This window comes from Paenibacillus sp. J22P218 (genome assembly GCF_056269195.1).
The window spans coordinates 188,291-211,571 of record NZ_JBWDNL010000004.1 but is presented as its reverse complement, the minus strand read 5'-3'; the positions used below and the strand labels follow the sequence as shown (position 1 = coordinate 211,571).

Below are 23,281 nucleotides of genomic sequence, written 5' to 3'. Positions count from 1 at the left end.
GGTATATATACACCATTTGTTTCAAATATATCGATTAATAGTGATAAGATAATAAAATCAAACCTATTCAGAAGTTGAAAGGAATGTTGTTCTGTGAGCAAATTTTGGAGTCCATTAACGGCTTCGCTGGTTCCTTATGTACCAGGCGAGCAGCCGAAAGATAAAACGTATATTAAGTTGAACACGAATGAAAATCCGTATCCGCCTTCTCCGAAAGTGATCGAGGCTATTCAAGCGGCGGCAGGCGACGATCTGAGGTTGTATCCGGACCCTACCTGCGAAGCTTTAATTGGAGCGGTCGCGGACTATTACAAGCTGCCGGCAAGTCAGGTATTCGCGGGCAACGGCTCGGACGAGATCTTGGCGTTCGCGTTTGCAGCTTTCTTCGATCCGGCGAATACGATTTTGTATCCTGACATTACGTACAGCTTCTATAAGGTGTACGCGAAGCTGTACGGGCTGCAATCGGAGCTCATTCCTCTGGATGATTCGTTCACGATTCATCCGGCCGATTATGCGAAGGAGAACGGCGGCGTCATCCTGCCGAATCCGAACGCGCCAACAGCCAAGCTGATGTCGCTTGACGATATCCGCACGGTGCTGGACAGCAATCCGAACCAAGCGGTCATTATTGACGAAGCCTACATCGACTTCGGCGGCGAATCTGCGATTAGCCTAATCCCGCAATATCCGAATTTGCTCGTCGTTCAGACGCTTTCGAAGTCACGCTCGCTCGCAGGACTTCGTGTTGGTTTTGCTTTCGGCAGCGAGGAGCTTATTGATGGACTGAATCGGATCAAAAACTCATTCAACTCCTACACAATGGACAGACTTGCTCTAGCTGGAGCGATAGCAGCCTTCCAGGATGATGCTTATTTCCGTGAGACGACGGAGAAAGTTATTCGTACGCGTGACCGCGTAGCGGGCGAGCTTACTGCGCTTGGATTCGAGGTTACAGACTCGAAAGCAAACTTCGTATTCGCTTCTTACCCGGACAAGCCTGCCGTGTCGATCTTCCAGCAGCTTCGCGACAAAGGCGTGCTCGTCCGTTACTTTGCGCAGCCGCGCATCGATGAATACTTGCGAATCAGCATTGGAACGGATGAGGAAATGGATGCTTTCCTGAAGGCTATTAAGGAAATCGTGGCCGTGTAATGGAGGAAATAAGCGATAAGTATGCATGGTTCAAACGTTCGGCGCGGAATGCTTCGCTGCTTAGCGTCGCCTTCGCGCTTGTCACGAATGCGGTGTACGTCGCATCCTATTACGCCGCATTTGTTATCGAGTATAGCTACATCATTTGCCTGCTGTTAGCCGCAATATTTGCTGTTCCGATTATTTGGCTGTTCCGCAGCAGGCACTGGTACTTTCCCGTATTCATCGTGCTGCTGTGGATTCCTTTGAACCTTTTAATCGGGTTTGCCATATCGGGCCTGCTGCCAGAGGGCGGGGGCGAGATCGGCGATGGATTGGCGATGTTTTTCTTCTTTATCCTGAATCTCGTGTCGGTCGTTTGCGGTACGGCGGCGGGGATGATCGTCAACGGCATCTTGTTCTTTTCCCGTAAATTAAAATCGAATGACGTGTAACACTAAGAGTCTAATCGGAAGACTGAGAAGGAGCCGATTGGGCTCTTTTTTTTGACTTATCGAATCTACTGTACTATTATATAGTGATCCCTAACGTTCGTTAGGTGACGAACGTTAGTCGAATGGAGTGATGGCATGGACGATAACTTAACGACGCCGGAGAAGATTAAGCTGGCTGCCCTTACGCATTTCACGGAATCCGGCTATGAAGGTGCGTCAATGTCTCAGATTGCGAAGGAGGTCGGCATCAAGACGCCTTCCATCTACGCGCATTTCAAGTCGAAGGAGCAGCTTTTTCTTGGGCTCACGCAGCAGGTAATCGATGAGGAGTGGGAGTATTACAACACACTCTTGCTGCAGCTTCGGGACGAACCGGTCGAACGCAAGCTTTATCGCATATTCGACTTCTTCTCCGACTTCGCCAACCTGTCGAGCGGTCAAGCGTTTCTGAAGCGAACGATGGTCGTGCCGCCGCGTCATTTGCGCGAGCAATTACGGACTGTCTTTCTTCAATATGAGGATCTATTGTCGGAGCGGATTGTTGAGATTATTCGCCAAGGGACTGGAGAAGGCATTTTTGCCGATCGGGATGAAGAGCGGATGGTCGCAGAGCTATATGCTTTCGTAGACGGCTTGCTGGTGGAATATCAGTTTTATGACAGCACATTATTCGAACAGCGCAAGCAGCTTTTATGGGAATCGCTCTGGCAGCTATGGACACTTAACAAAAAGGAAGGATGAACGGAAAAATGGCATGGATTTATTTGTTATTGGCAGGTTTTCTAGAGGTGGGCTGGACGTTCGGGCTCAAATATTCCGAGGGCTTTACAGTCTTGGTACCGAGCATCATTACGGTAGTGCTGCTCGCTGCGAGCTTCTATCTGTTCGCCAAATCGATGCAGATTATTGAAATAGGGACTGCGTACGCAATGTTCACGGGAATGGGAACCGTCGGCACGGTAATAGCAGGCATATTATTTCTCGAGGAGGCCGTTGATTTCTGGCGGTTGTTCTTCATCGTGCTGCTTATATCGGGTATCGTCGGACTTAAGCTTGTCTCCAAAGACAAGAAGGAAGACTCTTCGCAGGAAACGCACACGGAGCAGTTAAGACAGCAGGAGAGGGCGTGACGATAAGATGGCATGGTTATTTTTGCTCCTATCGGGCTTAGGAGAAGTCGGCGGGGTTACGTTCATGAAGCTGTCGGACGGCTTTCGCAAATGGAAGGGGACGGTCGGCGCGATCGCGTCGGGCTTCGTTAGCTTTTTCTTCTTGTCGAAGGCGCTTCAGACGATCCCGATCAGTACAGCTTACGGGATATGGACGGGTATCGGATCGGTAGGCGGGGTTGTGCTCGGCATGGTACTTTTTAAAGAATCGAAGGATTGGCGTAAAATTATGTTTTTGGCAATGATTATAACCGGGGTAATCGGCCTGAAAGTCGTAAGCGGCGGCGGACATTAATCACCCTTAAACGGCGAGAGCCCGTTTCACCTTATGAACTCTTTATTTTTGCAGAGGAACACCTTACAATGAAAGGGACTGGAAACGAATTGTAAGGAAAGGGAGCTCTGTCACCTATGGATGCACAAAGATTGGAATCATTTATCGATAAAGTGAAGCATACGCTGCTGGCAGAGCTTAAGCTCGAAAGCGTAGACCCAGGCAATCCGATACATGTGAAGGCGATGCCGAAGGAATGGAAGCTGCTTGGAGCAGGCAACTATGCCAGCGTATTCTACCATCCCGATGACGCGGATATTGCCGTGAAAGTATATGCGCCTGGCCGTGAAGGCTGGGAAAGCGAGTGCGAGGTGTATCGACGTATTGGCGATCATCCATCTTATTCGACTTGTTACCATGCCGGCGAGCATGACGGGCATTACTACTTGATTCTGCGCAGGCTGCAAGGCAAAACTTTGTATAATTGCGTGCTTGAAGGGATAACAATTCCGAAGAGCGTGATCGACGATATCGACCAAGCGCTCGATTATGCGCGTTCGCAAGGGCTGTTTCCTCATGATGTTCATGGCAAAAATGTTATGGTGGCGGACGGCAAAGGAATCGTCGTCGATATATCCGACTTCTTGAAGGAGGAGCCATGCGCGATGTGGGACGACTTGAAGAAGGCGTATAACCGTATTTATATGCCGTTCTTGTCCAAACATACGATTGCGATTCCTGAATGGGTTATGAACAGCGTGCGCAAAGGCTATCGATGGATGAAGCATTCGCCGATTGGCGGGCGCTCTTCGCAAGGAATAAGCAAATCATAACTTACGGCAACAGCAAGGCAGCGATTCCGATCCGGATCGCTGCCTTCATTTGTTTCGTCGTCTGTTGCCCCGGCTAATGCTCTTTGTCGAACGCATCGAGCAGCGCCTTGGCTTGATCAAGATCTTTCTTCAATACATGAATTCGTTTCACAGAGCTGCTCTCGTTCGTAATCTTCGATTTCAGTCCGCCGGCTTTCAGATGCGCTTGCAGCCGATCAATCAGATCGACTCTCGATCCGCCCTCCGCACGAATCGATACCCATCGATTCCAAAATGCCATGATTGTGTTCACCTCCTTTAAAGTTTTGCGATGCAAGCAAAACTCAATTCGGAGCCTTTGTGCAATCGGCACAATTCATATTTATTCAGTTACGGCACTAAATGATGACAACCGCTCGTAAAATTATGCGGCTGTCTCCTCTCCACTTTTTGCAGAGAATAGTTCCCCGCGGCGCACCGCAATATAATGATGAACGGCGTGCACCTGGCTATTGACAAATACAACTGTAACGGATAAAATTACAGTAAGAAGCAGGGAGGCCCGTTCATAGTGAACAGTGAATTTACGATTGCCGTACACAGTCTTGTTTATTTGGCTTATTTGCCGGAACGAATGGCGAGCAGCGAGATGATTGCCGATAATGTCGGTACGCACTCCGCACGCGTTCGCAAGGTGATGAGCGCATTGCGTCGAAGCGGATACGTGAATACGCGCGAAGGTTCTGGCGGAGGATATCGTCTGACCATTGACCCAAGCATCGTCACGCTAGCCGACATCTACCGCGTCATGGCGCAGGGGTCGCTCATGCCTAGCTGGTGCTCAGGCAATCCAGAGATGGATTGCGTCGTCGGATCGAATATGAATCAAGTCATGTTCGGTATTTTTTGCAAGGCGGAGAAGCAGCTGGAGGAGCATTTTAGCGCAATTACGATTCAAGACGTGCTTGGCCAAATTCACGCCTGTTCGTAGCTTCGAATATCGAATTGGTAAGGATGAGACGGGTTATCCCTTAATCATACACATTGTTTGGAGAGGATGATTGAAATGGCAGTAGCATTGACGAAAGATAACTTTTCCCAAAGCGTACAAAGCGGTGTATCCCTTGTTGACTTCTGGGCGCCATGGTGCGGACCTTGCAAAATGCAGCTTCCGATCGTAGAGGAGCTTTCCACTGAACTGGAAGGCCAAGCTGTAATCGCGAAAATCAACGTTGACGAAGAGCCTGAGCTTGCTTCGCAATTCGGCGTAATGAGCATCCCGACGCTTATTTTGTTCAAAGACGGTCAACCGGTTGACAAAATGGTCGGCGTACAAAGCAAAGACGCTCTGAAAGCAAAAATTGCTGGTCAACTGTAAGCAACAATAGGGCAAAAGCAAACGTCTAAATATCGTCTGGAATCAGTTCAATGCTGGTTGCCAGGCGGTATTTTTTTTCTTTCACTTATTTCCTCTCCGAAATAAATGCTAGAATAGGGAACATGTGGATGCATAGATTCGAGCAAAAACGACAACAATTACACATTTTCACAACCTTTTCAGTTGCTTTCTAATAGAGAAGTTTAGTAGAATTAGAGGTATTGTGAACGATTGAGCGACAACAAAAACTACGATTTATGGAGTGATGATGGAGTGAACGCAGTCATTTCTGAGAAGGACGGCGCCGTTACAGGAGAGTCTCTGCGGAATGGAAATACGTCTTCAAAAATTTTGATCATAATACCGGCTTATAACGAAGAGCATAGCATAAGCCATGTTATCAAAGATGTGAAGACGTATTGCCCGTCTGCTCATATTCTCGTCATTAACGACGGCTCGAAGGATCGCACGAAGGAAGTTGCTGAAGCGAACGGCGCAGCCGTCATCACACTCCCTACAAATCTTGGTATTGGCGGAGCCATGCAGACCGGTTATCGTTATGCCCATCGTTACGGCTATGACGTTGCTGTGCAAGTGGACGGAGATGGACAGCACAAAGCCGAGCAGCTTCACCTTATTTTGTCCCCGGTACTGAGCGGCAAGGCTGACCTTGCGATCGGTTCGCGGTTTATTGAACAAACAGGCTTCCAGTCGACGACGTCAAGACGGATCGGCATCAAAATTTTGTCGACGATCGTAAGCGCCATGACACGCAAAAAAGTGCTCGACGTGACGTCCGGCTTCCGTGCGGCTAATAAACGCGCGATATCGGTGTTCCAAAGCGACTATGCGACCGATTATCCGGAAGTGGATTCGATCGTGCTCGTCAATCGCAGCGGACTTCGCACGAGCGAGGTAGCCGTAACAATGGAAGCACGCACGGGTGGCACTTCATCTATAAATGCGATGAGATCGGTGTATTATATGATTAAAGTAACATTGGCTTTGTTCATCCGAAGCCTGAAACAAACAAAACCAGTTGAAGTTCAGTCGTAATCAAGCGGCATCAGTCGTTTATGTTTGAGGGGGAAATTCCATGCAAGCCTTGTGGATTATCACAAGTGTCGCTTTTCTGATTGTACTCATTATGTTGATTAATAGAAGGTTGCTGCGCGAGCAGTATTCCATGCTGTGGCTGCTGTTCGGCGTCGTCATGCTCATCTTGTCCGTGCGTCCGCAAATTATCGATTCGCTTGCCGATTCGATCGGTGTCGATTATGCGCCGGCGCTCTTGTTTCTAGTCGGAATTCTGTTCTGCGTAGCGCTCATTCTTCACCTTACCGTAATCGTATCCAAGCTGTCGGAGAAGGTCATTCGTCTGACGCAAGAGCTTGGCATTCTGCATCATGAGCTTCATGATCGTAAAAGGTCGGAATCCTAATGGCTGCATACGTTGTACTGGCTTTTAATATTTTACTGCTCGTCTGCGGTCAACTGCTGTGGAAAACAGGAATGAACAAGCTCGATACAGCCAAAGGCGAATCGGTCGTTACTTTATTATGGTCGCCGCATATTTGGGGAGGGCTTGTTCTATACGGAATAGCAACGGTGATGTGGCTGTACGTATTGAAGAAGCTGCCGCTCAGCCTTGCGTATCCGCTTCAAAGCTTAGCCTACGTGCTCGGCATGGTGGCGGCAGTTTACTTGTTCCACGAGACCGTTCCGTTGCAACGCTGGATCGGGGCGGGAATTATTTTGGTCGGAGTTATCGTATTAGCTTGGAAATAGGTTGTGTTATCGTCTGAGGAGGCCGTTTATTTTGTTGGAATGGGTACGGAAGAACAAAGTTTGGACGATCATGATCGTCCTGATTTTTTTGCTTGCTTTCTGGTTAAGAGCCGATTTTCTAACATCGGTTAAGCATAACATTTCGCATGACTCGAAGTATTACAATGAAATGGTTCACCGTCTTGTTGACAAAGGCATCTATGCATACAAAGAAGAAGTACCTAACGCGCGCGTAACGCCGGGTTATCCGCTCTTCATGACGGGCATGTACCTTATTGGTGAACAGATCGGTGTGGAATACTTCCCGCTGATTCGATGGGCGCAAGTGCTTATTAGCTTAGCTTCGCTCGCTCTGATGTATATCATCGCCATGCAAGCAACGAAAAATAAGTGGATCGCTTTGATCTCCATTTTCATTGGCGCAATTTATCATCCGTTCATCTGGACAACTGGCGCGGTTCTCACAGAGACGTTGGCATTATTCCTGCTTATGGCATACTTGTCGATGCAGATGTATGCGTTCAAGACGCAGCGCATTCGAGATGCGGCAATTGCAGGTCTGCTGCTCGGCTTAACCGTACTTGTACGGGCTGAGTTTTTACCGCTGTTCGTTCCTTTGTACGGTGTATTCCTGCTTCAGCAGTGGAGCAAGAATAGAAAGGCGACAGGGATTGATCGCAAGCCTTTGTCTGACGTATTCAAAAAAATCGTTTTGCTCGGTGTCGTGACGGGTCTGTGCTTGTCCGCTACGATGCTGCCATGGTGGATTCGCAATATGGTGTCGCTGAATGAGTTCGTACTCACGTCTTCGCAATCGAATCCGTTCTCCGCGGGTACGTATCCGGACAAAAATTACGAGGATCGTATTGTGCAGAAGGAAAAATGGATGACGCAGTCGGATTACGCATGGGCGCGCATTAAAGCAGGCTTTACGACACAAACATGGACGTACGTGAAGTGGTACACGGTTGGCAAGCTGAAGTATACATATGGCCATATGTTCTTCGGATCGGGACATTCTCCGATTTTCTATGCGTATCCGAAGGTCGCTTACTTGCATCTTCTTATCGTATACAGCAGCATTATCACGCTTCTCGGACTGATCTGGCGCTGGAGACATCCGGGCGTTATGCTGGCAGTCGTGCTCGTTATTATGTCTATGATCAGACTCGTATTCGTGCCGGAATATCGGTATAATTTCACCGTCATGCCGATCTTTATTATTTTCTCCGTTTGGCTTGGCATATTTATATTACAGAAGCTATGGGGGCTCGTATCCAGTCGGAGAGCTGCTTAGCAAAGAAAGCTGTCTTCCTTCCCTTTGTGGAAAGAAGACAGTTTTTTTTGTTTTTTAAATGGGTGCAACTTCCAACCGGCTACTTCCGTTTTATAAGATGTAAGTATTGGAAAAATAAAGGAGGACGAAGTAGTGAGGCGCAATAATCGTACGAAGCTCGCAACGATATTAACGGCTGCAATGATTATGGGTACACTGCCAGGACAAGCATTTGCCGATAGTGCCGACAGTGGAGGCGCTAGCGCGGCAGCGGGCAGCGAAACGGCCGTCCAAAGCGGCACGAATGCTCAGATTACGAAGGTCAAGGCGGAAGCACTCGCCAGACAGTATGTAAACATTCCGAAGGAGTATACGCTCCAAGGGACTGGCTTCTCGTCAGAACAGCTAGCGGTCGGGAAACGCAATACATGGAGTCTCGATTTTGTGAAGAAAGTAAACGGCAAGCAGCAAGGCAGCATCTATGTACGCATTCATGCGGATAACGGCCAGCTGTTGGAGTTTCGAACGTATGTCGATAACCCGTCGGCTAAACCAACCTATCCTCTCAAAGTGGAGAGGGATGCGGCGCAGAAGCTTGCACTTGAGTTTATACATACATTAGCGCCTAATTACGAATCGCAAGTTAAGCTGAATACGGAATACGGTGTATCACTGCTGCCTCCGCTTACTGGTCAGGTTCGACATATGCTGCGGTTCGACCGGATCGTGAACGGCATTCCGTATGCGGATAACTACATTGAAGCGGAGATTGACAGCGAAGGACATATGATGAGCTATTCGCTGCGCTGGGATGAAACGATTGTATTTCCGAAGGTAAGCACGACGCTTACAGCAGAGCAAGCGGACGCTAAGCTGCGCGCGGCGGCTAAGCCCGAGCTGGTGTATATCATTCCGTACAGCGCGAAGGGAGAGCGCAAGCCTGTTCTTAGCTACAAGCTGGACTCCTTGGCGATTGATGCCGTGAGCGGAGACACGAAGGACCGTACGAACATTTCGTATTATCGTCAAGGCACGGTATCTACGACGCCGTTGACTGCGAAGCCGGATGGGACGAAGCCGTCGAACAGCAATATTACGGAGCAGCGTGCGGTGGAGCTTGTGAAAGCAGCATTCAAGCTTCCGGCAGATGTCGTGCTGTCGCATTCCAATTACAGTGAAAATAAGGACGAATACTCGGGCAAAACGAATGCATACTGGGATTTGAACTGGACGATTACGAAGGACGGCAAGGAGCAAGGTTTCCTATCGGCCACAGTCGACGGCCAGTCAGGTGCCATTCGCAACTTCTATAATTACAATTATTCGGCGTCTCCCGAGAAGGCGGAGACAGACAAAGCGCCTGTATCGCTGCAGCAGGCAATGGAGCTGGCGTCGGCAACGGTTAAGAAGCAGCTGCCATGGCTGACGCATGAGCTTTATATCGTCTCCCCTAAACCAGAAACATATGAAGGCAAGACCGCCGGCGAGATCGGATCGTATCGAATCGAGTTCGTTCGCAAGGTTCATGGGGCAACCGTGGAATATGACAATGTTGGCGTATCGATTGATTCCCGTACGGGAGAAGTGACGGATTACAATGGAAATATCGCAGACTTCGATTATCCGGCTTCACCGCCAGGGGTCATCACGAAGGATGCGGCCATCTCGAAGTGGCTAGGCTATTACCGCACGGAATTGGCTTACCAGCTAGTTCAGCAATATTGGTGGGAAGGTCAGCCTATTCCTTATCAAAAAATGGTAGTGCTGATCGCGGCAGGCGAAGCGAGCGAGTCGCAGCTTACGACGAAAAACGAAGCGGAGCTTGTCTACCGTCTCGTACCGCGTCCGCTCGACGAGAGCATCTTCCTCGATGCGGAAACGGGAAGCTGGCGAAATCGCGAGACCGGCGAGGCGACGCAACTCGAGAAGCCGAAGGCAACCGACATCGAGGGCCATTGGGCACAGCGTCAGCTTGAGCTGATGGTTGCTTACAAAGCGCTTGATGTAAAGGATGGCAAGGTGCGGCCGAGCGAACAGGTTACGCGGGGCGAGCTGATTAAGATGCTCGTGCTTGCGCGCAATAGCGGAAACTCTCCAATGTACGACATGGGAACAGCTTCGGCAGCGCTGGAGAAAGCTTCATTCGACGACGTTGCGGCGGATTCCAGTTACTTCGTCTACGTCGAAAGCGCGCTGGCGCAGAACTTGATCGACATCGGCGACGGCTCCTTCAATCCGGACGGCAAGGTCAGCCGCGATGAGATGTCGGAGCTGATTGTAAGAGCGCTCGGCTACAATGCTCTTGCGGAGTACGATCATATCTTTAAAGCGAGCTTCAAGGACTCGGATCAGATCGAGAACAAAGGTCAGGCCGCGATTGTGGTAGGACTGAAAATCATGAGCTTGTCGGACGGCAAGTTTTTGCCTGGGAAGCTGGTCACCCGCGCCGAAGCGTCGGTAGCGTTCTTCCGCTACTTGCAGACGCGTGCGGATTTGGCCGAAGCGCCGCTGAGGATGTAATTGTTTCAGTCATTGAATAAAGGGATGGAGCAGGCTGTATTTCTGCTCCATCCTTTTTTTCATGCGTGCGTGGAGTAATAACCTCGCTTCGCTGCACTTTTTGCAACAGATAGCCTCAAAATGGGCTTTTATTAGCCCCTCGTTGCAGAAACTGCAATAGAATATGATATCTTGCTTCTGTTTCACCCATGCAAACCTGTTTCTATTGCATAATGTGCAATCCGAGTTCGGCAAAGGGGGCTTCTAGCTCCCACCTGTTGCAGAAAGTGCAACGAAGACTACGGCGTTAATGGTTGTGGATGGTTTGGAATGCGTGAAGGCTGCGCAGGAAAAGGTCTCTTTTGCATGACTTACAGCTTACAGCTTGTACGTACAATTAAACGGTGTCGTGCTATAATACCCTCTAGAAATGACAAAGGCAGGGGGGAGCCCAGTGAAAACGAGGGACAACATGAAGAAAGTATTCGTATATTTGCGGCACACGTTTCTGGACCGGACGATTATGCGGACGATACTCGTATCTTATTTACTCGTTAATGTGCTGCTTCTGCTTCTGCTCGGCTACCTCTCCATCAAGGACTCCACGAAGATGATCACGGACGAAATCGTCAGCTCCAGCAACAAGGTGATGGAGCAAGCGGCGCTAGGTCTGAGCTTCAATCTGGAGGAGTCGAAGCGCTCGCTCGTCATGCTGGCCGGCAATCACTCCGTTATTACGATGATGAAGGAGCATCAGAAGATCGGCATCGAGAGCAGGCTTCAGCATGAGCGCAACATTTCGGAGATTGCGCAGGGTGTAAGCACCTATCAGACACTGATCAGCGACGTCCTTATGATAGGCGAGACGGGGTACGTCAACAATTTGGACGGACGCAAAACGTTACAATGGGATTACCCTTTCCAGTCGCAACCGTGGGTGAAGCAGACGTTCGAGCGTAATCCGCAAGGCAGCTTTTTCAGCATCGGCGTTCATATGCAGGACTATTATCTATCCACGGATATTACGCGTTACAATCAGCCGGTGCTGTCGGTGGTGTTGCAAGTTAAAGGCTATCAGGGGCAAATTCTCGGGGCGGTTATTGGGAATTTGGATTTGGGAAAAATCAACGGCATGTTCGAGCAAAGCGCTTATCAGAACAAGGGCAGCATCTTCCTGATTGATGAGAACCGCCATATTATCGTCCATAAGGACAGCGCCAAGATTGGACAAGTACTCGACTTTCCTTCGGAAGAGAAGCTGTACGAGCATCCTTCGGGTCATTTTCAAGAAAATATCGACGGAGTTGAGACGCTCGTCATTTATCAGCCTACCGCCGTCAGCGGCTGGAAAATGATCTCGACCGTACCGATGTCCGATATTACGAGCCAGTCGCAGCCGCTCAAGACGAATTTGGGTCGCATCCTCTACTTATGCTTGATTGCGAACACGCTTATCAGCCTGCTCATTACGCTGCGCATCTCGCTGCCGGTGAGGAGATTGATGGCGACGCTCGACAGAATGGGCGAGGATGATTCTTTGTATGTGAAGCCGCGCGATTATCGTTACAGAGAACTTAATCAGATCGGAGACAAATTTAAAGGGCTGATGGGCCGGATTGATTTGCTCATTAAGCAAAACTATTTGACGCAAATCAATTTGAAGGAAGAAGAACTGAAGACGCTTCAGGCGCAGATCAATCCGCATTTTCTGTTTAATACGCTGCAGCAGCTGCAGACGGAGATCGTATGCGGCAATACCGAGGAATCCAATCATATCGTGCTGTCGCTCAGCAACCTGTTCCGGTACTCCATGAAACGTTCGGAGGAGGAAGTGGAGCTGGAGCGCGAGATCAACAATGTGTCGGACTACTTGTATATTCTGAACAAAAAATACAATAACGGTATACGCGTATCGTTCTCGATTCCAGACCGGGACGTGCTGCGCCGCAAAATACCGAAGCTGACGCTTCAGCCGATCGTTGAGAATTCGATTCGTCACGGCTTCGGCGACCATATCCGGGAGGGTGCCATTCATATTAAAGCGGTCGGCGGTCGCAAGGGCGTGCTGATCGTTATATCCGACAATGGACAAGGCATGCCCAAGGATCGTGCGGCGGAGTTGACCCGGCATATTAACAGCACGACGCAGAAAAGCGACAATATCGGCTTATACAATGTGAATCAACGAATTAAGCTCAAATACGGAGAGCCGTATGGCATCCGCATCTATAGCAAGCAGGGAGTGGGAATGAGAGTTTCCATCCTGCTGCCCATTATGGATTAATTCACATTAAGGATGAAGGGAGAGAGAAGGATGAAGCTGCTTATAGCGGACGATCAGCAGTCGCTGCATACTTTTTTGGATAAAATGATGAATTGGCAGTCGCTCGGCATTACGGAGATTAAGCATGCGTACGACGGACGGGAAGCTGCAGAGCTTGCCCAGCAATGGCAGCCGGAGCTGCTCATTATCGACATTCAAATGCCGCACTTGAACGGTATTGAGGCATTGAAGCAGCTGCAGCAGCTGCCCCATAAGCCAAAAACGATCATATTGAGCGCTTACGATGAGTTCGAATATGCTCGGGAGGCGCTTCGGCTAAGCGTTGCACAATATTTGCTTAAGCCGGTCGATACGGTACAGCTTGATTCAGCGCTTAAGGAACTGATCGAGGAGCTGAAGGCGGAACAACAGACGGAGATTGGCAGTGCGATAACGAGTTATTTCAGGCAAGAACAGGAGCAAAGCGGTGACGAGGAGAGTGTTGTTGCGGCGGCTAGGTCAGCCTTCCCATTGCTCGGGATTAAACGATATATGATTGTTCAGATTACGGGTGAGCAGTTGCATAGGGTCGGGTTAGTAACTTTGTTGAATCGGATGGAGCCTGTGGCGGAGCTAAAGGTTCTTGCACAAGTTCATTCGCTTAAGTTCGCAGCCGTACTAGGGTTGTCCAGCGATGCCCGGATGGACGAGCTCGTGAATTTAGGGGAGACCGCTGTATTGTCTTGGCAATCGGATTATCCGCAATGTCGCGTCAACATAGGGTTTAGCGCGATTGGCGATACACCGGAGGAGCTAAACGCACTCCTGGCTCAAAGCAGCGTTGCTGCGGCAAGCGGCTTTTATTCATCAGTCACGGTTCAAGTCGGCAGTGAGGCTGGCAAGTCAGAGCCGTGGACCATGCAGCATTATGAGCAGTTCGATAAGTCGTTCGAGGAAAAGTTCTCGCTCGCCTTCTCGCAGGAGGCGATGAAGGACATTGTTGCTGCTTTGTTCAACGTTTTTAAAGAGCTAAGGCTGGAGCCGGATCAAGTATACCGCTTATGCAAACATTATTTGACGATGGCCGAACAGGCGATAATCCGTTCGAAGCGTTTCGCGACGGATATTGAACCGGTAACGCTGGAGAGGCTGAGGAAGCTTCATACCGCTTCCGAGCTGGAGTCATACTTCTACGTCATCATCGATAGCTTGGTTGTCAGAACGGACCACGCCGCCGAGCGTACGGAAGAAACGATCACAAGAATCAAGTCGCATATCGAGCTGCATTACGAGGAAGATTTATCGCTGCAGCACATCGCCGATAGGTATGGCTTGGATAAATATCAGCTAAGCCGCATGTTCAAACAGCAATTCGGGATCAACTACTGGCAGTACGTGACGCAGATCCGGATGGATAAGGCCGCGGAGCTTCTGACGGGTACGAATTTGAAAAACAGCGTCATTGCGGAGATGACCGGCTTTGTCGACGAAAGTCATTTTAGCAAAACGTTCAAAAAGCACTTTGGGGTCTCGCCAAAAGATTACCGCGGGGGCAAGCATCAACCGCCCAATATGTAAGCGTGCAACAAAGTACAAAAAACCGTGCAACGATGTAAATTCAAGAGCCCCTATTAAAGCGTTATCATAATGGTGAAAGTGCTTACAAAAACTCGTTAACAGGGGGAATACAGCATGAGAAAATCAAGTTTATTGCTTTTGATCGCCATGATGGCGGTGACGCTTGTCCTATCCGCTTGCGGCAGTAACGGCAACAAAGAGGGCGAAGCGGGGGGCGAAGGCGCCGGCACAGACAAAAAGGTAAAGCTAAGCCTGCTCTCGTGGAACAACGAAACCGAAATGAAGCCGGTCATTGACGGTTTCACGGCGAAATACCCGAACATCACGATCGACTTCCAAACGGCTCCGCCGGTTAAGGACTATATCGCTAAGCTGCAAACGATGCTGCTGTCCAATTCAGCCACAGACGTATTCATCATGGCGGCAGAGAACCGCAATGAGCTGATTGACGGCGGTTATGCGCTTGATTTGACGGATCAGCCGTTCATAGCCAAGATGACGGACGCAAGCAAAGGCATGTTCACGCGCGACGGCAAAACGTATGCATTCTCCCAAGCCGGTTGGGTAGGAGGCATCTACTACAACAAAGAGCTGTTCGCGAAGGTTGGCGCGACGGAAGAGCCGAAAACATGGCAAGAGTTTATCGACCTGTGCCTGAAGCTGAAAGAAGCTGGAATCGTACCGCTGTATGATAACGCAGGCGATATTTCCACCATTCAAGGCGCTTTGGTAGCTAGCCAAACGTTGTCCGGCAATCCGGACTATGACGCTAAACTGTTCGCAGGTGAAGCGACGTTTGCCGAAGGTTGGACGAAGCCGCTGCAAATGTGGAAGGAAGGTCTGATCGACAACAAAATCATTACTTCCGACATGATCGGCCTGACTGGAGATCAAATGGTTAATGAATTCGCAATCGGCAACGTAGCGATGATTCAAGGCGGACCATGGAACATTCCGGCAATCGAGAAAGCGAATCCGGAACTGCAATTCAGCATGATGGCGATTCCTGGCGCTGAAGCAGGCCAAGACTACTATGCAGGCGCTCCGAACGTAGGTTTCGCGGTGAACAGCGCTTCGAAAAACCAAGACGCGGCTATTAAATTCGTTGAATACATGTCTACGCCTGAAGGCTTGGAAAAATTCGAAAAAGGCACGGGTCAAATTATTACCCTTCCGGGCTATGAAAGCAAAGTACATCCCGCTCTAGAGAAAGCGTATAAAGAAGGTTTGCTCGCAGGCAAATTCTATCTCCCAATGGTTTCTTGGCCGAGACACCAAGAAGCGCTTCGCAATCAGATGGTCGTATCCGTACAGGACCTGCTCGTCGGCAAAGGCTCGATCGAGACAGTTACGGGGGCTATGGACCAGAAGCTGAAAGAGATGGAAAGCAAATAACAGAGACAATGAGCGGCAACAGAGGGGAGCAATCCCCTCAGCCGTATCATGAGGGAGGGAGCCTGCGAGATGAAGCTGCTAAGATCTTTCCAGTATCAAGTTTTTCTTATTCCGATTTTGTTTTTCTATACGGTGTTTACGATCTATCCGCTTATCAAATCGTTTTTTTTCAGCTTGACGAACTTTAACGGTTATTCGAAGGAATACGATTTCGTAGGTTTGACGAATTATATCAAAATTTTCAAGGATGCCGCCATTATATCGGGTATTTCTTACACGCTTTTATTCGCGATATCGACAACGATTCTGACCACGCTGCTGGCGATTGTGCTTGCGCTCGTGCTGGACCGGAATTTCTATACAAAAAATATTCACCGGGCGATTTTCTTCTTCCCGTCCATTCCGAGCGGTCTAATCCTTGCATACGTGTGGGGGTTCATCTTGTCGCCGATCGCTTCGGGCGTGTTGAATAACGTGCTTCATACCTTGTTCGGGGCAGGGCCGCAGCCTTGGCTGTCCGATCCGATGTTAGCCAAGATGTCGACCATCCTTGTTGCGGTATGGGCGGGGGCTGGCTGGCATGCGGTATTGTATCTTGCCTTCCTGCAAGGCATCTCGAAGGATTATTACGAAGCGGCTTCGATTGACGGGGCTAACCGCTGGCAGCAAATCCGCAGCATAACATTGCCGCTGCTTGCTCCGGCCATGACGATCAGCGTCATGCTGCTCCTCACGGGCGGCCTCAAAGTATTCGAAATCCCGTTCGCGCTGACGAAAGGCGGTCCTGGCTTCGAGACGCATACGATTACGCAGGTTATCGTGCTTCGCGGCATCTCCGAAGTACAATTCGGACTCGCGTCCGCCATGTCCATCGTCTTCTTCCTGATCGTGCTGGCGCTCACCTACTTCCAAGTGACGGTCATGCAGCGCAGAGAGGAGAAGATGTTATGATGACGGACAAAACCCGCAAAAGCTGGCTGCTCGATATCGTGATGCTGCCGGTAGGGGTCATTACGTTTTTCCCTTTCTATCTTATTATCGTGAACACGCTTAAGACGCCGGTCGAGACGGCAAGAAATCCGCTCAGTCTGCCGACGAAGCTGAACTTCGACAATTACGAGCGCGTCTTCACAGAAGTGCCGCTGCTGCAAAGCTTCGGCAACAGCTTGATCATTACGGTCATATCCGTGCTTCTTATGGTTCTGATCGGCGCGATGGCGGCGTATCCGATCGTCTTCAACCCGGGTAAGACGAACCGTATTATTATGGGTTATTTGCTGGCGGGTATCCTCATTCCGTTCCAAACGACGCTTATTCCGCTATTCGAGCTGATGACGCAATTCAATCTTGTCGATAAGCTGTACGGCATCATGTTCATTTATATGGGCGGCTCGGTATTCGTCTTCTTCTTGATGATGGGCTATATGAAGACGGTCCCGAAGGAGCTGTCCGAGGCGGCGACAATCGACGGATGTACCGTTTGGGGGATCTTCTGGCGCATTATTTTCCCGCTGCTGAAGCCGATTACGGTTACAGCCATCATTTATCAGACGATGTGGGTGTGGAATGATTTTCTCGCGCCGATGCTGTTCCTTAACTCGTCCGATAACGCGACGCTTGTCCTGCAAGTATACAAAGCCAAAGGTGAATTCGCCGTCGATTGGCCGTTATTCATGACGTTGACGGTTATCGTGCTCATTCCGATTTTCATCTTCTTCATCCTGATGCAGAAGCAGATCGTAAAAGGAATTGTCGGCGGCGCTGTCAAAGGTTAATCGGCAGCACTAAGGTGGATTAAATAACGAAGGAGACGATAGCTGCATGAACGCACCTTTATTTCGAGATCCGATCTATGACGGGGCGGCCGATCCGGTCGTCATTTGGAACCGCGAAGCTCAGGAGTGGTGGATGATCTATACGAATCGCCGGGCAACGGCGGAAGGCACCAAGTTCGCTTGGGTCCACGGTACTGATCTAGGAGTGGCTTCCTCGAGCGACGGCGGCAACAGCTGGCTGTACCGGGGCACGCTGCAAGGGCTTGATATCGAATGGGGACGGAACACGTTCTGGGCTCCGGAGATCTACTGGCATGACGGCCTGTATCATATGTACGTTAGCTATATTCAAGGCGTGCCCGTAGACTGGCCGGATCATCGGCGCGACGTGATGCACTACACGAGCCTGAATTTGCTCGACTGGACGTTCTGTTCCAAGCTTGCGTTAAGCTCGTCCCGCGTCATCGATTCATGCATTCATGAGCTGCCTGGCGGCGGCTTCCGTATGTGGTACAAAGACGAAGACAACGAGTCGTTTACTTACGCGGCGGACAGCGAAGATCTGTACGAGTGGAAGGTTGTCGGTCCGGTCATTACGGGACGCGGTCACGAAGGGCCGAATGTGTTCTGGTTCAAAGGCTCTTATTGGATGATCGTCGATGAATGGAGAGGTCAAGGCGTATTCCGGTCGGATGATCTGGATACGTGGGAGCGTAACGGCCTCATTCTTGACCAGCCGGGAGCGCGCGAGGATGATGGAGGCATTGGCTTCCATGCGGATGTCGTCGTGCAGGGCGACAACGCCTATATTTTCTACTTTACGCATCCGGGCAGAAACGGAGCGCTTAATAATGAAGGTCAAGAGCGGCAATATGAGAGCAGGCGCTCCTCTGTGCAAGCGGCTAAGCTTGACGTTGTCGACGGCAAACTGATATGCAATCGCGACGAGCCGTTCGAGATGAATTTGCTGCCTGAAAATGATTAAAGAAAGGGGGCTGTCTTTGGGACAGCCCCCTTTGTTCGATTGTTGTCACATTAGACTGGAAATCATACATCCAAATCGGCCAGACCGATCAAGAAAGAATCTTTGATTGGAAAACATCCAACCTAATCGACCTATTTTACTCATTTTCGCTCTTGTAGGCTCATTTGCCTGTAGAAAATCCACTCAAACTGCATCAATGATGCGATTTTGTTCATTAGCCTGTATGAAATCCAATCAACGACAATTTTTGTGCGAGCTTATTAATCCGTTTTTTTCTTTTTCGTGGAGAAGTTGGAGACGGACTTGGCATCCTCGACGTTGTCGTTGACGAAGGCCATGTCCTGGTTCTTCGCTTTCATATGCGTCGTGCCTTTGTAATTGCCTTTGTGCGTTTGATTTTCCATGCTGTCATCTCCCTGTATAAGGCTGCGATAACTCGCTCCACGGTATTATTTCCTGCGAACATAAGCGCCATTCCAGCCTTTCGGACTTTCAAAGTGGAGGTTGCTGGGGTATAATGACGGAAGTTGTTTACTTTCGGGAAAATAGGGGTGTCATATACATGGCTTTGAAAGCAGGAATCGTCGGCTTGCCGAACGTCGGCAAATCGACCTTGTTTAATGCAATTACGCAGGCGGGCGCAGAATCCGCGAACTATCCATTCTGTACAATCGATCCGAACGTAGGTGTCGTTGAGGTGCCGGACGAGCGTCTGGATAAACTCGTTGAGCTCGTTACTCCTAAGAGCATCGTGCCAACGGCATTCGAATTCGTTGATATTGCCGGCCTCGTTGCGGGCGCAAGCAAGGGTGAAGGACTTGGCAACAAGTTCCTTGCGCATATCCGCGAGGTTGACGCGATCGTTCACGTCGTACGCTGCTTCCAAGACGACAACATTACGCATGTCGCGGGCAAAGTAGATCCGATCAGCGATATTCAGACGATTAACCTTGAGCTTGTGCTTGCCGATCTGGATTCGGTTGAGAAAAAAATCGATCGCTCCCGCAAAAACTTAAAGGGCGGCGACAAAAAGATTGCGTTAGAGGTTGAAGTGCTTGAGCGCGTGAAGGAAGCGTTGTATAACGATCTGCCTGCGCGCAGCCTTGATCTGAGCGAAGAAGAGAAGCTCGTCATTCGCGACCTTCATTTGCTGACGATGAAGCCGGTGCTGTATGCGGCGAACGTAAGCGAATCCGAAGCGGGCGATACGGACGGCAACGAATACGTACAGAAGGTTCGCGATTTCGCTGCACAAGAAAATGCCGAGGTTGTTCCAATTAGCGCAAAGGTGGAGTCCGAGATCGCCGAGCTTGAGGGCGAAGACAAGGACATGTTCCTTGAAGAGCTCGGAATGGCCGAATCCGGCTTGAACCGTCTTATTAAAGCGGCTTATAAGCTGCTTGGCTTGTACACGTACTTCACGGCAGGCGTGCAAGAGGTTCGCGCTTGGACGATCCGCAACGGAACGAAAGCGCCGCAAGCGGCAGGCGTTATTCATACCGACTTCGAGCGCGGCTTCATCCGTGCCGAGGTTGTATCGTTTACGGACCTGGCTGCGGCCGGCTCGATGGGCGTTGCCCGCGAGAGAGGCCAAGTTCGCCTTGAGGGTAAAGATTACGTCGTGCGCGACGGCGACGTTATGCACTTCCGTTTTAACGTGTAGGATGAATAGAAGGGTGTCTTGGCATGGCGCGCGCTCGCGTGAACTTGTCTAGACGCCCTTTTTTGCAAAGAGCGGCGACGTTTGGTGTAGCATGCGGGGCAGAATATGCATACGTAATGAACAGCGGGGTTACGCCGCTGGGAAATGATGAGCAAAATCATATACTTTCCTATGCGTCAAAAAAGCACCTGTCGATACGCGGCATCAGGTATGATATAATAAGGAATATCCTAATGGAATAAACAGAGGTGAATGATTGTGATAGACCGTTTACAAGCGCTCGCCGACCGGTATGAGAAGCTAAGCGAGCTGTTATGCGATCCGGATGTATCCAGCGATCCGAAGCGGCTTAGAGAGCTTTCGAAGGAGCAGTCGGACTTACAAGAGGCATACGATGCCTTTACGGAATATAAGCAAGTGTCTGAGCAGCTCGATGACGCCAAAGTCATGCAAGGCGAGAAGCTCGATGATGAAATGCGCGAAATGGTGAAGATGGAGATCGACGAACTTAGCGCGAGGAAGGAATCGCTGGACGAGAAAGTCCGCATTCTATTGCTTCCGAAGGACCCGAACGACGACAAAAACGTTATCGTGGAAATTCGCGGCGCGGCTGGCGGCGACGAAGCTGCATTATTCGCTTACGACCTGTACCGGATGTACACGAAGTATGCCGATGCGCAAGGCTGGCGCGTAGAGCTTATGGAGTTTAGCGAGAATGATGTGGGCGGATTTAAAGAGGTTATTTTCATGGTGCAGGGCAAAGGCGCGTACAGCAAGCTGAAGTACGAGAGCGGCGCTCACCGCGTACAACGTATTCCTGCAACGGAATCGGGCGGCCGCATTCATACGTCGACTTCGACGGTTGCGGTTATGCCGGAAGTTGAAGAAGTCGAGATCGAAATTCTCGATAAAGACATACGGGTCGATACGTTCTGCTCCAGCGGCGCAGGCGGACAGTCCGTTAATACGACGAAGTCGGCCGTTCGCGTATTGCACGTACCTACGGGCATTATGGCGACATGCCAAGACGGCAAATCGCAGAACGAGAACAAAGCGAAGGCGCTGCAAGTGCTTCGCGCTCGTATCTCCGATATTCGCCGCCAAGAAGAAGAGGCGAAATATGCGGGCGAGCGTAAGAGCAAGGTGGGTACAGGCGACCGCAGCGAGCGGATCCGTACGTACAACTATCCGCAAAGCCGCGTAACCGATCACCGTATCAACTTGACGCTGCACCGTTTGGACTCCGTCATGAACGGCGATATGGCTGATATTATTTCGTCGCTGACGATTGCCGAGCAAGCGGACCTGATGGAACGCGAATCGATGGGTTAAGATAACAATCAATGCGCTGGATTCCCGCTGCGATTGCTCTCCAGAAGAGCGAGCGCGGCGGAGGTCCGGCGTTTTTTGCTTGGATTGGTGGATATGGCTGAAATTATGATTAGGCGTGAAGAGTATGGAGGGTGCTGGGATGATGGGCGATGTTGTTGGTGGAAATGGGGCGGCGCTGAGGTTGACGCTGCGCGATGCGATGCTGCGCGCGACGAACGAGCTTTCGGCGCACGGGGTTGAAGAGGCGCGCGGCAATGCGGAGCTGCTGCTGCTGCATGTGCTCGGCATGGAGCGCTCGCAGCTGCTGCGCGACTATGGCGAGCCGTTCCCGGCGGATAAGGCGGAGGCATGGACGGAGCTGGTCCGCCGGAAAGCGCTGGGAGAGCCGATTCAGTATATGATCGGCGAGCAGTGGTTCTACGGCCGGCCGTTCGCGGTCACGCCGGCCGTGCTTATTCCGCGGCCGGAGACGGAGCTGCTCGTCGAGGCCGTACTTGAGGCGGCCGATAGGCTATGGCCGCCGGGAGTTGACGGGCCGACGGTCGTCGACGTCGGCACGGGCAGCGGCGCCATCGCCGTGACGCTAGCTTCGCAGCGTCACGGATGGCGCTTATGCGCGTCCGATCTATCGCCGGACGCGCTTGCAGTCGCCCGCACGAACGCGGCCCGCCATGAGGCGGACGGCCGCATTGCTTTCGTGCAGGGCGACCTTCTCGCGCCCTTCGTGCCGGGGCGCGACAATGCTGAGCACGCCGGGCTGCGCATCGACGTGCTCGTGTCCAATCCGCCTTACATACCGGCGGCGGACATGGAAGGGCTGCAGCGCGAGGTGCGCGACTATGAGCCGCACCTCGCGCTGGTCGGCGGCGTAGACGGGCTTGACCCGTATCGCCGCATGATCGAACAGCTGCCGCAGCTTGCCGTGCTGCCGCGCATCGTGGCCTTCGAGCTCGGCATCGGCCAGCCTCGCCTCGTCACAGACATGCTTGAGCGTATGTCCGCATGGGACGACATACGCATCATTACCGATTATGGCGGCATCGAGCGCCATGTCATCGCTGTACAATCGCAGCCGCGTAACTAGGCGGCTGCGAACAACGCCTGCAGGCGCGGATTCTCTCCGCGCCTAAACTCTCGCCCTACCTCAACTTAACGCGACACCCTCTCGCTATTCAATTGTCCGGCTTTGAATGGATTTCATCCAACCAAAAGAAGCCAACCAACCAATTCTCCCAGTTTGAATGGATTCTATCCAAGCTAACACGCATGAGAAGATGAATTTAGTTCGTTTAGGCGGTTTTGGCTGTATGTTTTCCACTCAAAAGTCGATTTCGATCCGATAAAGGCGATTTGATTGGAATAAATCCATTCAAAAGCAATCTACCCCTCTCTTCTTTCCTCCCGCAGAATAAATTCATAGATTGATAGGTTTACTTGCTAGGATTGCCGGACATACTGATCTCATAGACGTTCCGGAACGCAAGCAGTCGCACCGACGGGTGCGC

General features: G+C 50.7%; 24 protein-coding genes. 22 read left to right on the top strand and 2 right to left on the bottom strand.

Annotation, left to right across the window (positions count from 1 at the left end; genetic code table 11):
- Positions 1-93: 93 nt before the first annotated feature.
- The 6 genes from hisC to AC0YN0_RS19060 all read left to right on the top strand — a co-directional run bounded on the left by hisC (position 94) and on the right by AC0YN0_RS19060 (position 3,865).
- Complete coding sequence (hisC, locus tag AC0YN0_RS19085; RefSeq protein WP_475822663.1) at positions 94-1,155, top strand: histidinol-phosphate transaminase; 1,062 nt, start codon at positions 94-96, stop codon at positions 1,153-1,155.
- The gene (locus AC0YN0_RS19080) at positions 1,155-1,589 is read left to right on the top strand and encodes a hypothetical protein (RefSeq protein WP_475822662.1); all 435 of its coding nucleotides are present in this window, start codon (positions 1,155-1,157) and stop codon (positions 1,587-1,589) included. Before hisC ends, AC0YN0_RS19080 begins: the two co-directional genes overlap by 1 nt.
- Before the next feature lie 135 nt (positions 1,590-1,724).
- Positions 1,725-2,330: a TetR/AcrR family transcriptional regulator gene (locus AC0YN0_RS19075; protein WP_475822661.1), complete on the top strand. Its 606-nt coding sequence runs from the start codon at positions 1,725-1,727 to the stop codon at positions 2,328-2,330.
- An 8-nt stretch (positions 2,331-2,338) separates the two neighbouring features.
- Positions 2,339-2,719 carry a DMT family transporter gene (locus tag AC0YN0_RS19070; protein ID WP_475822660.1) on the top strand — a complete coding sequence of 127 codons (381 nt, stop codon included), beginning with the start codon at positions 2,339-2,341 and terminating at the stop codon, positions 2,717-2,719.
- A 7-nt stretch (positions 2,720-2,726) separates the two neighbouring features.
- On the top strand, positions 2,727-3,053 hold the full coding sequence (locus AC0YN0_RS19065) for a DMT family transporter (protein ID WP_337103968.1): 327 nt from the start codon (positions 2,727-2,729) through the stop codon (positions 3,051-3,053).
- A gap of 116 nt (positions 3,054-3,169) precedes the next feature.
- A complete protein-coding gene (locus tag AC0YN0_RS19060) occupies positions 3,170-3,865 on the top strand; it encodes a serine/threonine protein kinase (protein ID WP_475822659.1) in 696 nt (231 codons plus the stop codon).
- A gap of 73 nt (positions 3,866-3,938) precedes the next feature.
- Here the strand turns inward: AC0YN0_RS19060 and AC0YN0_RS19055 are convergent, their stop codons facing one another.
- Positions 3,939-4,145 carry a hypothetical protein gene (locus tag AC0YN0_RS19055; RefSeq protein ID WP_442052720.1) on the bottom strand — a complete coding sequence of 69 codons (207 nt, stop codon included), beginning with the start codon at positions 4,143-4,145 and terminating at the stop codon, positions 3,939-3,941.
- 270 nt (positions 4,146-4,415) lie between these two features.
- Here AC0YN0_RS19055 and AC0YN0_RS19050 point away from each other — a divergent pair, with 270 nt between their 5' ends.
- From AC0YN0_RS19050 to AC0YN0_RS18990, 13 genes are all read left to right on the top strand, one after another.
- On the top strand, positions 4,416-4,835 hold the full coding sequence (locus AC0YN0_RS19050; protein ID WP_337103971.1) for an RrF2 family transcriptional regulator: 420 nt from the start codon (positions 4,416-4,418) through the stop codon (positions 4,833-4,835).
- A gap of 75 nt (positions 4,836-4,910) precedes the next feature.
- Positions 4,911-5,222, top strand: coding sequence for a thioredoxin (gene trxA / locus AC0YN0_RS19045; RefSeq protein WP_337103972.1), 312 nt, complete (start codon positions 4,911-4,913; stop codon positions 5,220-5,222).
- 273 nt (positions 5,223-5,495) lie between these two features.
- Positions 5,496-6,278, top strand: a complete 783-nt coding sequence (locus AC0YN0_RS19040; protein ID WP_475822658.1) for a glycosyltransferase family 2 protein — start codon at positions 5,496-5,498, stop codon at positions 6,276-6,278.
- A gap of 40 nt (positions 6,279-6,318) precedes the next feature.
- Positions 6,319-6,663, top strand: coding sequence for a DUF2304 domain-containing protein (locus AC0YN0_RS19035; protein ID WP_442052718.1), 345 nt, complete (start codon positions 6,319-6,321; stop codon positions 6,661-6,663).
- A complete protein-coding gene (locus AC0YN0_RS19030) occupies positions 6,663-7,010 on the top strand; it encodes an EamA family transporter (RefSeq protein WP_337103975.1) in 348 nt (115 codons plus the stop codon). Before AC0YN0_RS19035 ends, AC0YN0_RS19030 begins: the two co-directional genes overlap by 1 nt.
- 31 nt (positions 7,011-7,041) lie before the next feature.
- Complete coding sequence (locus AC0YN0_RS19025) at positions 7,042-8,307, top strand: phospholipid carrier-dependent glycosyltransferase (protein WP_475822657.1); 1,266 nt, start codon at positions 7,042-7,044, stop codon at positions 8,305-8,307.
- A gap of 132 nt (positions 8,308-8,439) precedes the next feature.
- Entirely contained in the window at positions 8,440-10,806 is a 2,367-nt protein-coding gene (locus tag AC0YN0_RS19020) for an S-layer homology domain-containing protein (RefSeq protein WP_475822656.1), read from the top strand.
- A gap of 433 nt (positions 10,807-11,239) precedes the next feature.
- Entirely contained in the window at positions 11,240-13,069 is a 1,830-nt protein-coding gene (locus AC0YN0_RS19015; RefSeq protein ID WP_475822655.1) for a cache domain-containing sensor histidine kinase, read from the top strand.
- 30 nt (positions 13,070-13,099) lie between these two features.
- Positions 13,100-14,626: a response regulator transcription factor gene (locus AC0YN0_RS19010; protein ID WP_475822654.1), complete on the top strand. Its 1,527-nt coding sequence runs from the start codon at positions 13,100-13,102 to the stop codon at positions 14,624-14,626.
- A 114-nt stretch (positions 14,627-14,740) separates the two neighbouring features.
- Positions 14,741-16,021 carry an ABC transporter substrate-binding protein gene (locus AC0YN0_RS19005; RefSeq protein WP_475822653.1) on the top strand — a complete coding sequence of 427 codons (1,281 nt, stop codon included), beginning with the start codon at positions 14,741-14,743 and terminating at the stop codon, positions 16,019-16,021.
- Between the two features lie 69 nt (positions 16,022-16,090).
- Entirely contained in the window at positions 16,091-16,972 is an 882-nt protein-coding gene (locus AC0YN0_RS19000) for a carbohydrate ABC transporter permease (RefSeq protein ID WP_475822652.1), read from the top strand.
- Complete coding sequence (locus AC0YN0_RS18995; protein ID WP_475823035.1) at positions 16,972-17,796, top strand: carbohydrate ABC transporter permease; 825 nt, start codon at positions 16,972-16,974, stop codon at positions 17,794-17,796. The genes AC0YN0_RS19000 and AC0YN0_RS18995 overlap by 1 nt, the downstream gene beginning before the upstream one ends.
- 46 nt (positions 17,797-17,842) lie before the next feature.
- The gene (locus AC0YN0_RS18990; RefSeq protein ID WP_475822651.1) at positions 17,843-18,781 is read left to right on the top strand and encodes a glycosyl hydrolase; all 939 of its coding nucleotides are present in this window, start codon (positions 17,843-17,845) and stop codon (positions 18,779-18,781) included.
- 260 nt (positions 18,782-19,041) lie between these two features.
- Here the strand turns inward: AC0YN0_RS18990 and AC0YN0_RS18985 are convergent, their stop codons facing one another.
- Positions 19,042-19,185, bottom strand: coding sequence for a hypothetical protein (locus tag AC0YN0_RS18985; RefSeq protein WP_442053298.1), 144 nt, complete (start codon positions 19,183-19,185; stop codon positions 19,042-19,044).
- Between the two features lie 158 nt (positions 19,186-19,343).
- Between AC0YN0_RS18985 and ychF the strand changes: the two genes are divergently transcribed.
- From ychF to prmC, 3 genes are all read left to right on the top strand, one after another.
- Positions 19,344-20,444 (top strand): redox-regulated ATPase YchF, encoded by a 1,101-nt coding sequence (ychF, locus tag AC0YN0_RS18980; protein WP_475822650.1) that lies wholly within the window; start codon positions 19,344-19,346, stop codon positions 20,442-20,444.
- A gap of 258 nt (positions 20,445-20,702) precedes the next feature.
- The gene (gene prfA / locus AC0YN0_RS18975) at positions 20,703-21,776 is read left to right on the top strand and encodes a peptide chain release factor 1 (protein WP_442053299.1); all 1,074 of its coding nucleotides are present in this window, start codon (positions 20,703-20,705) and stop codon (positions 21,774-21,776) included.
- Positions 21,777-21,915: 139 nt separating this feature from the next.
- On the top strand, positions 21,916-22,860 hold the full coding sequence (gene prmC / locus AC0YN0_RS18970; RefSeq protein WP_475822649.1) for a peptide chain release factor N(5)-glutamine methyltransferase: 945 nt from the start codon (positions 21,916-21,918) through the stop codon (positions 22,858-22,860).
- The last annotated feature ends 421 nt before the right edge of the window (positions 22,861-23,281 follow it).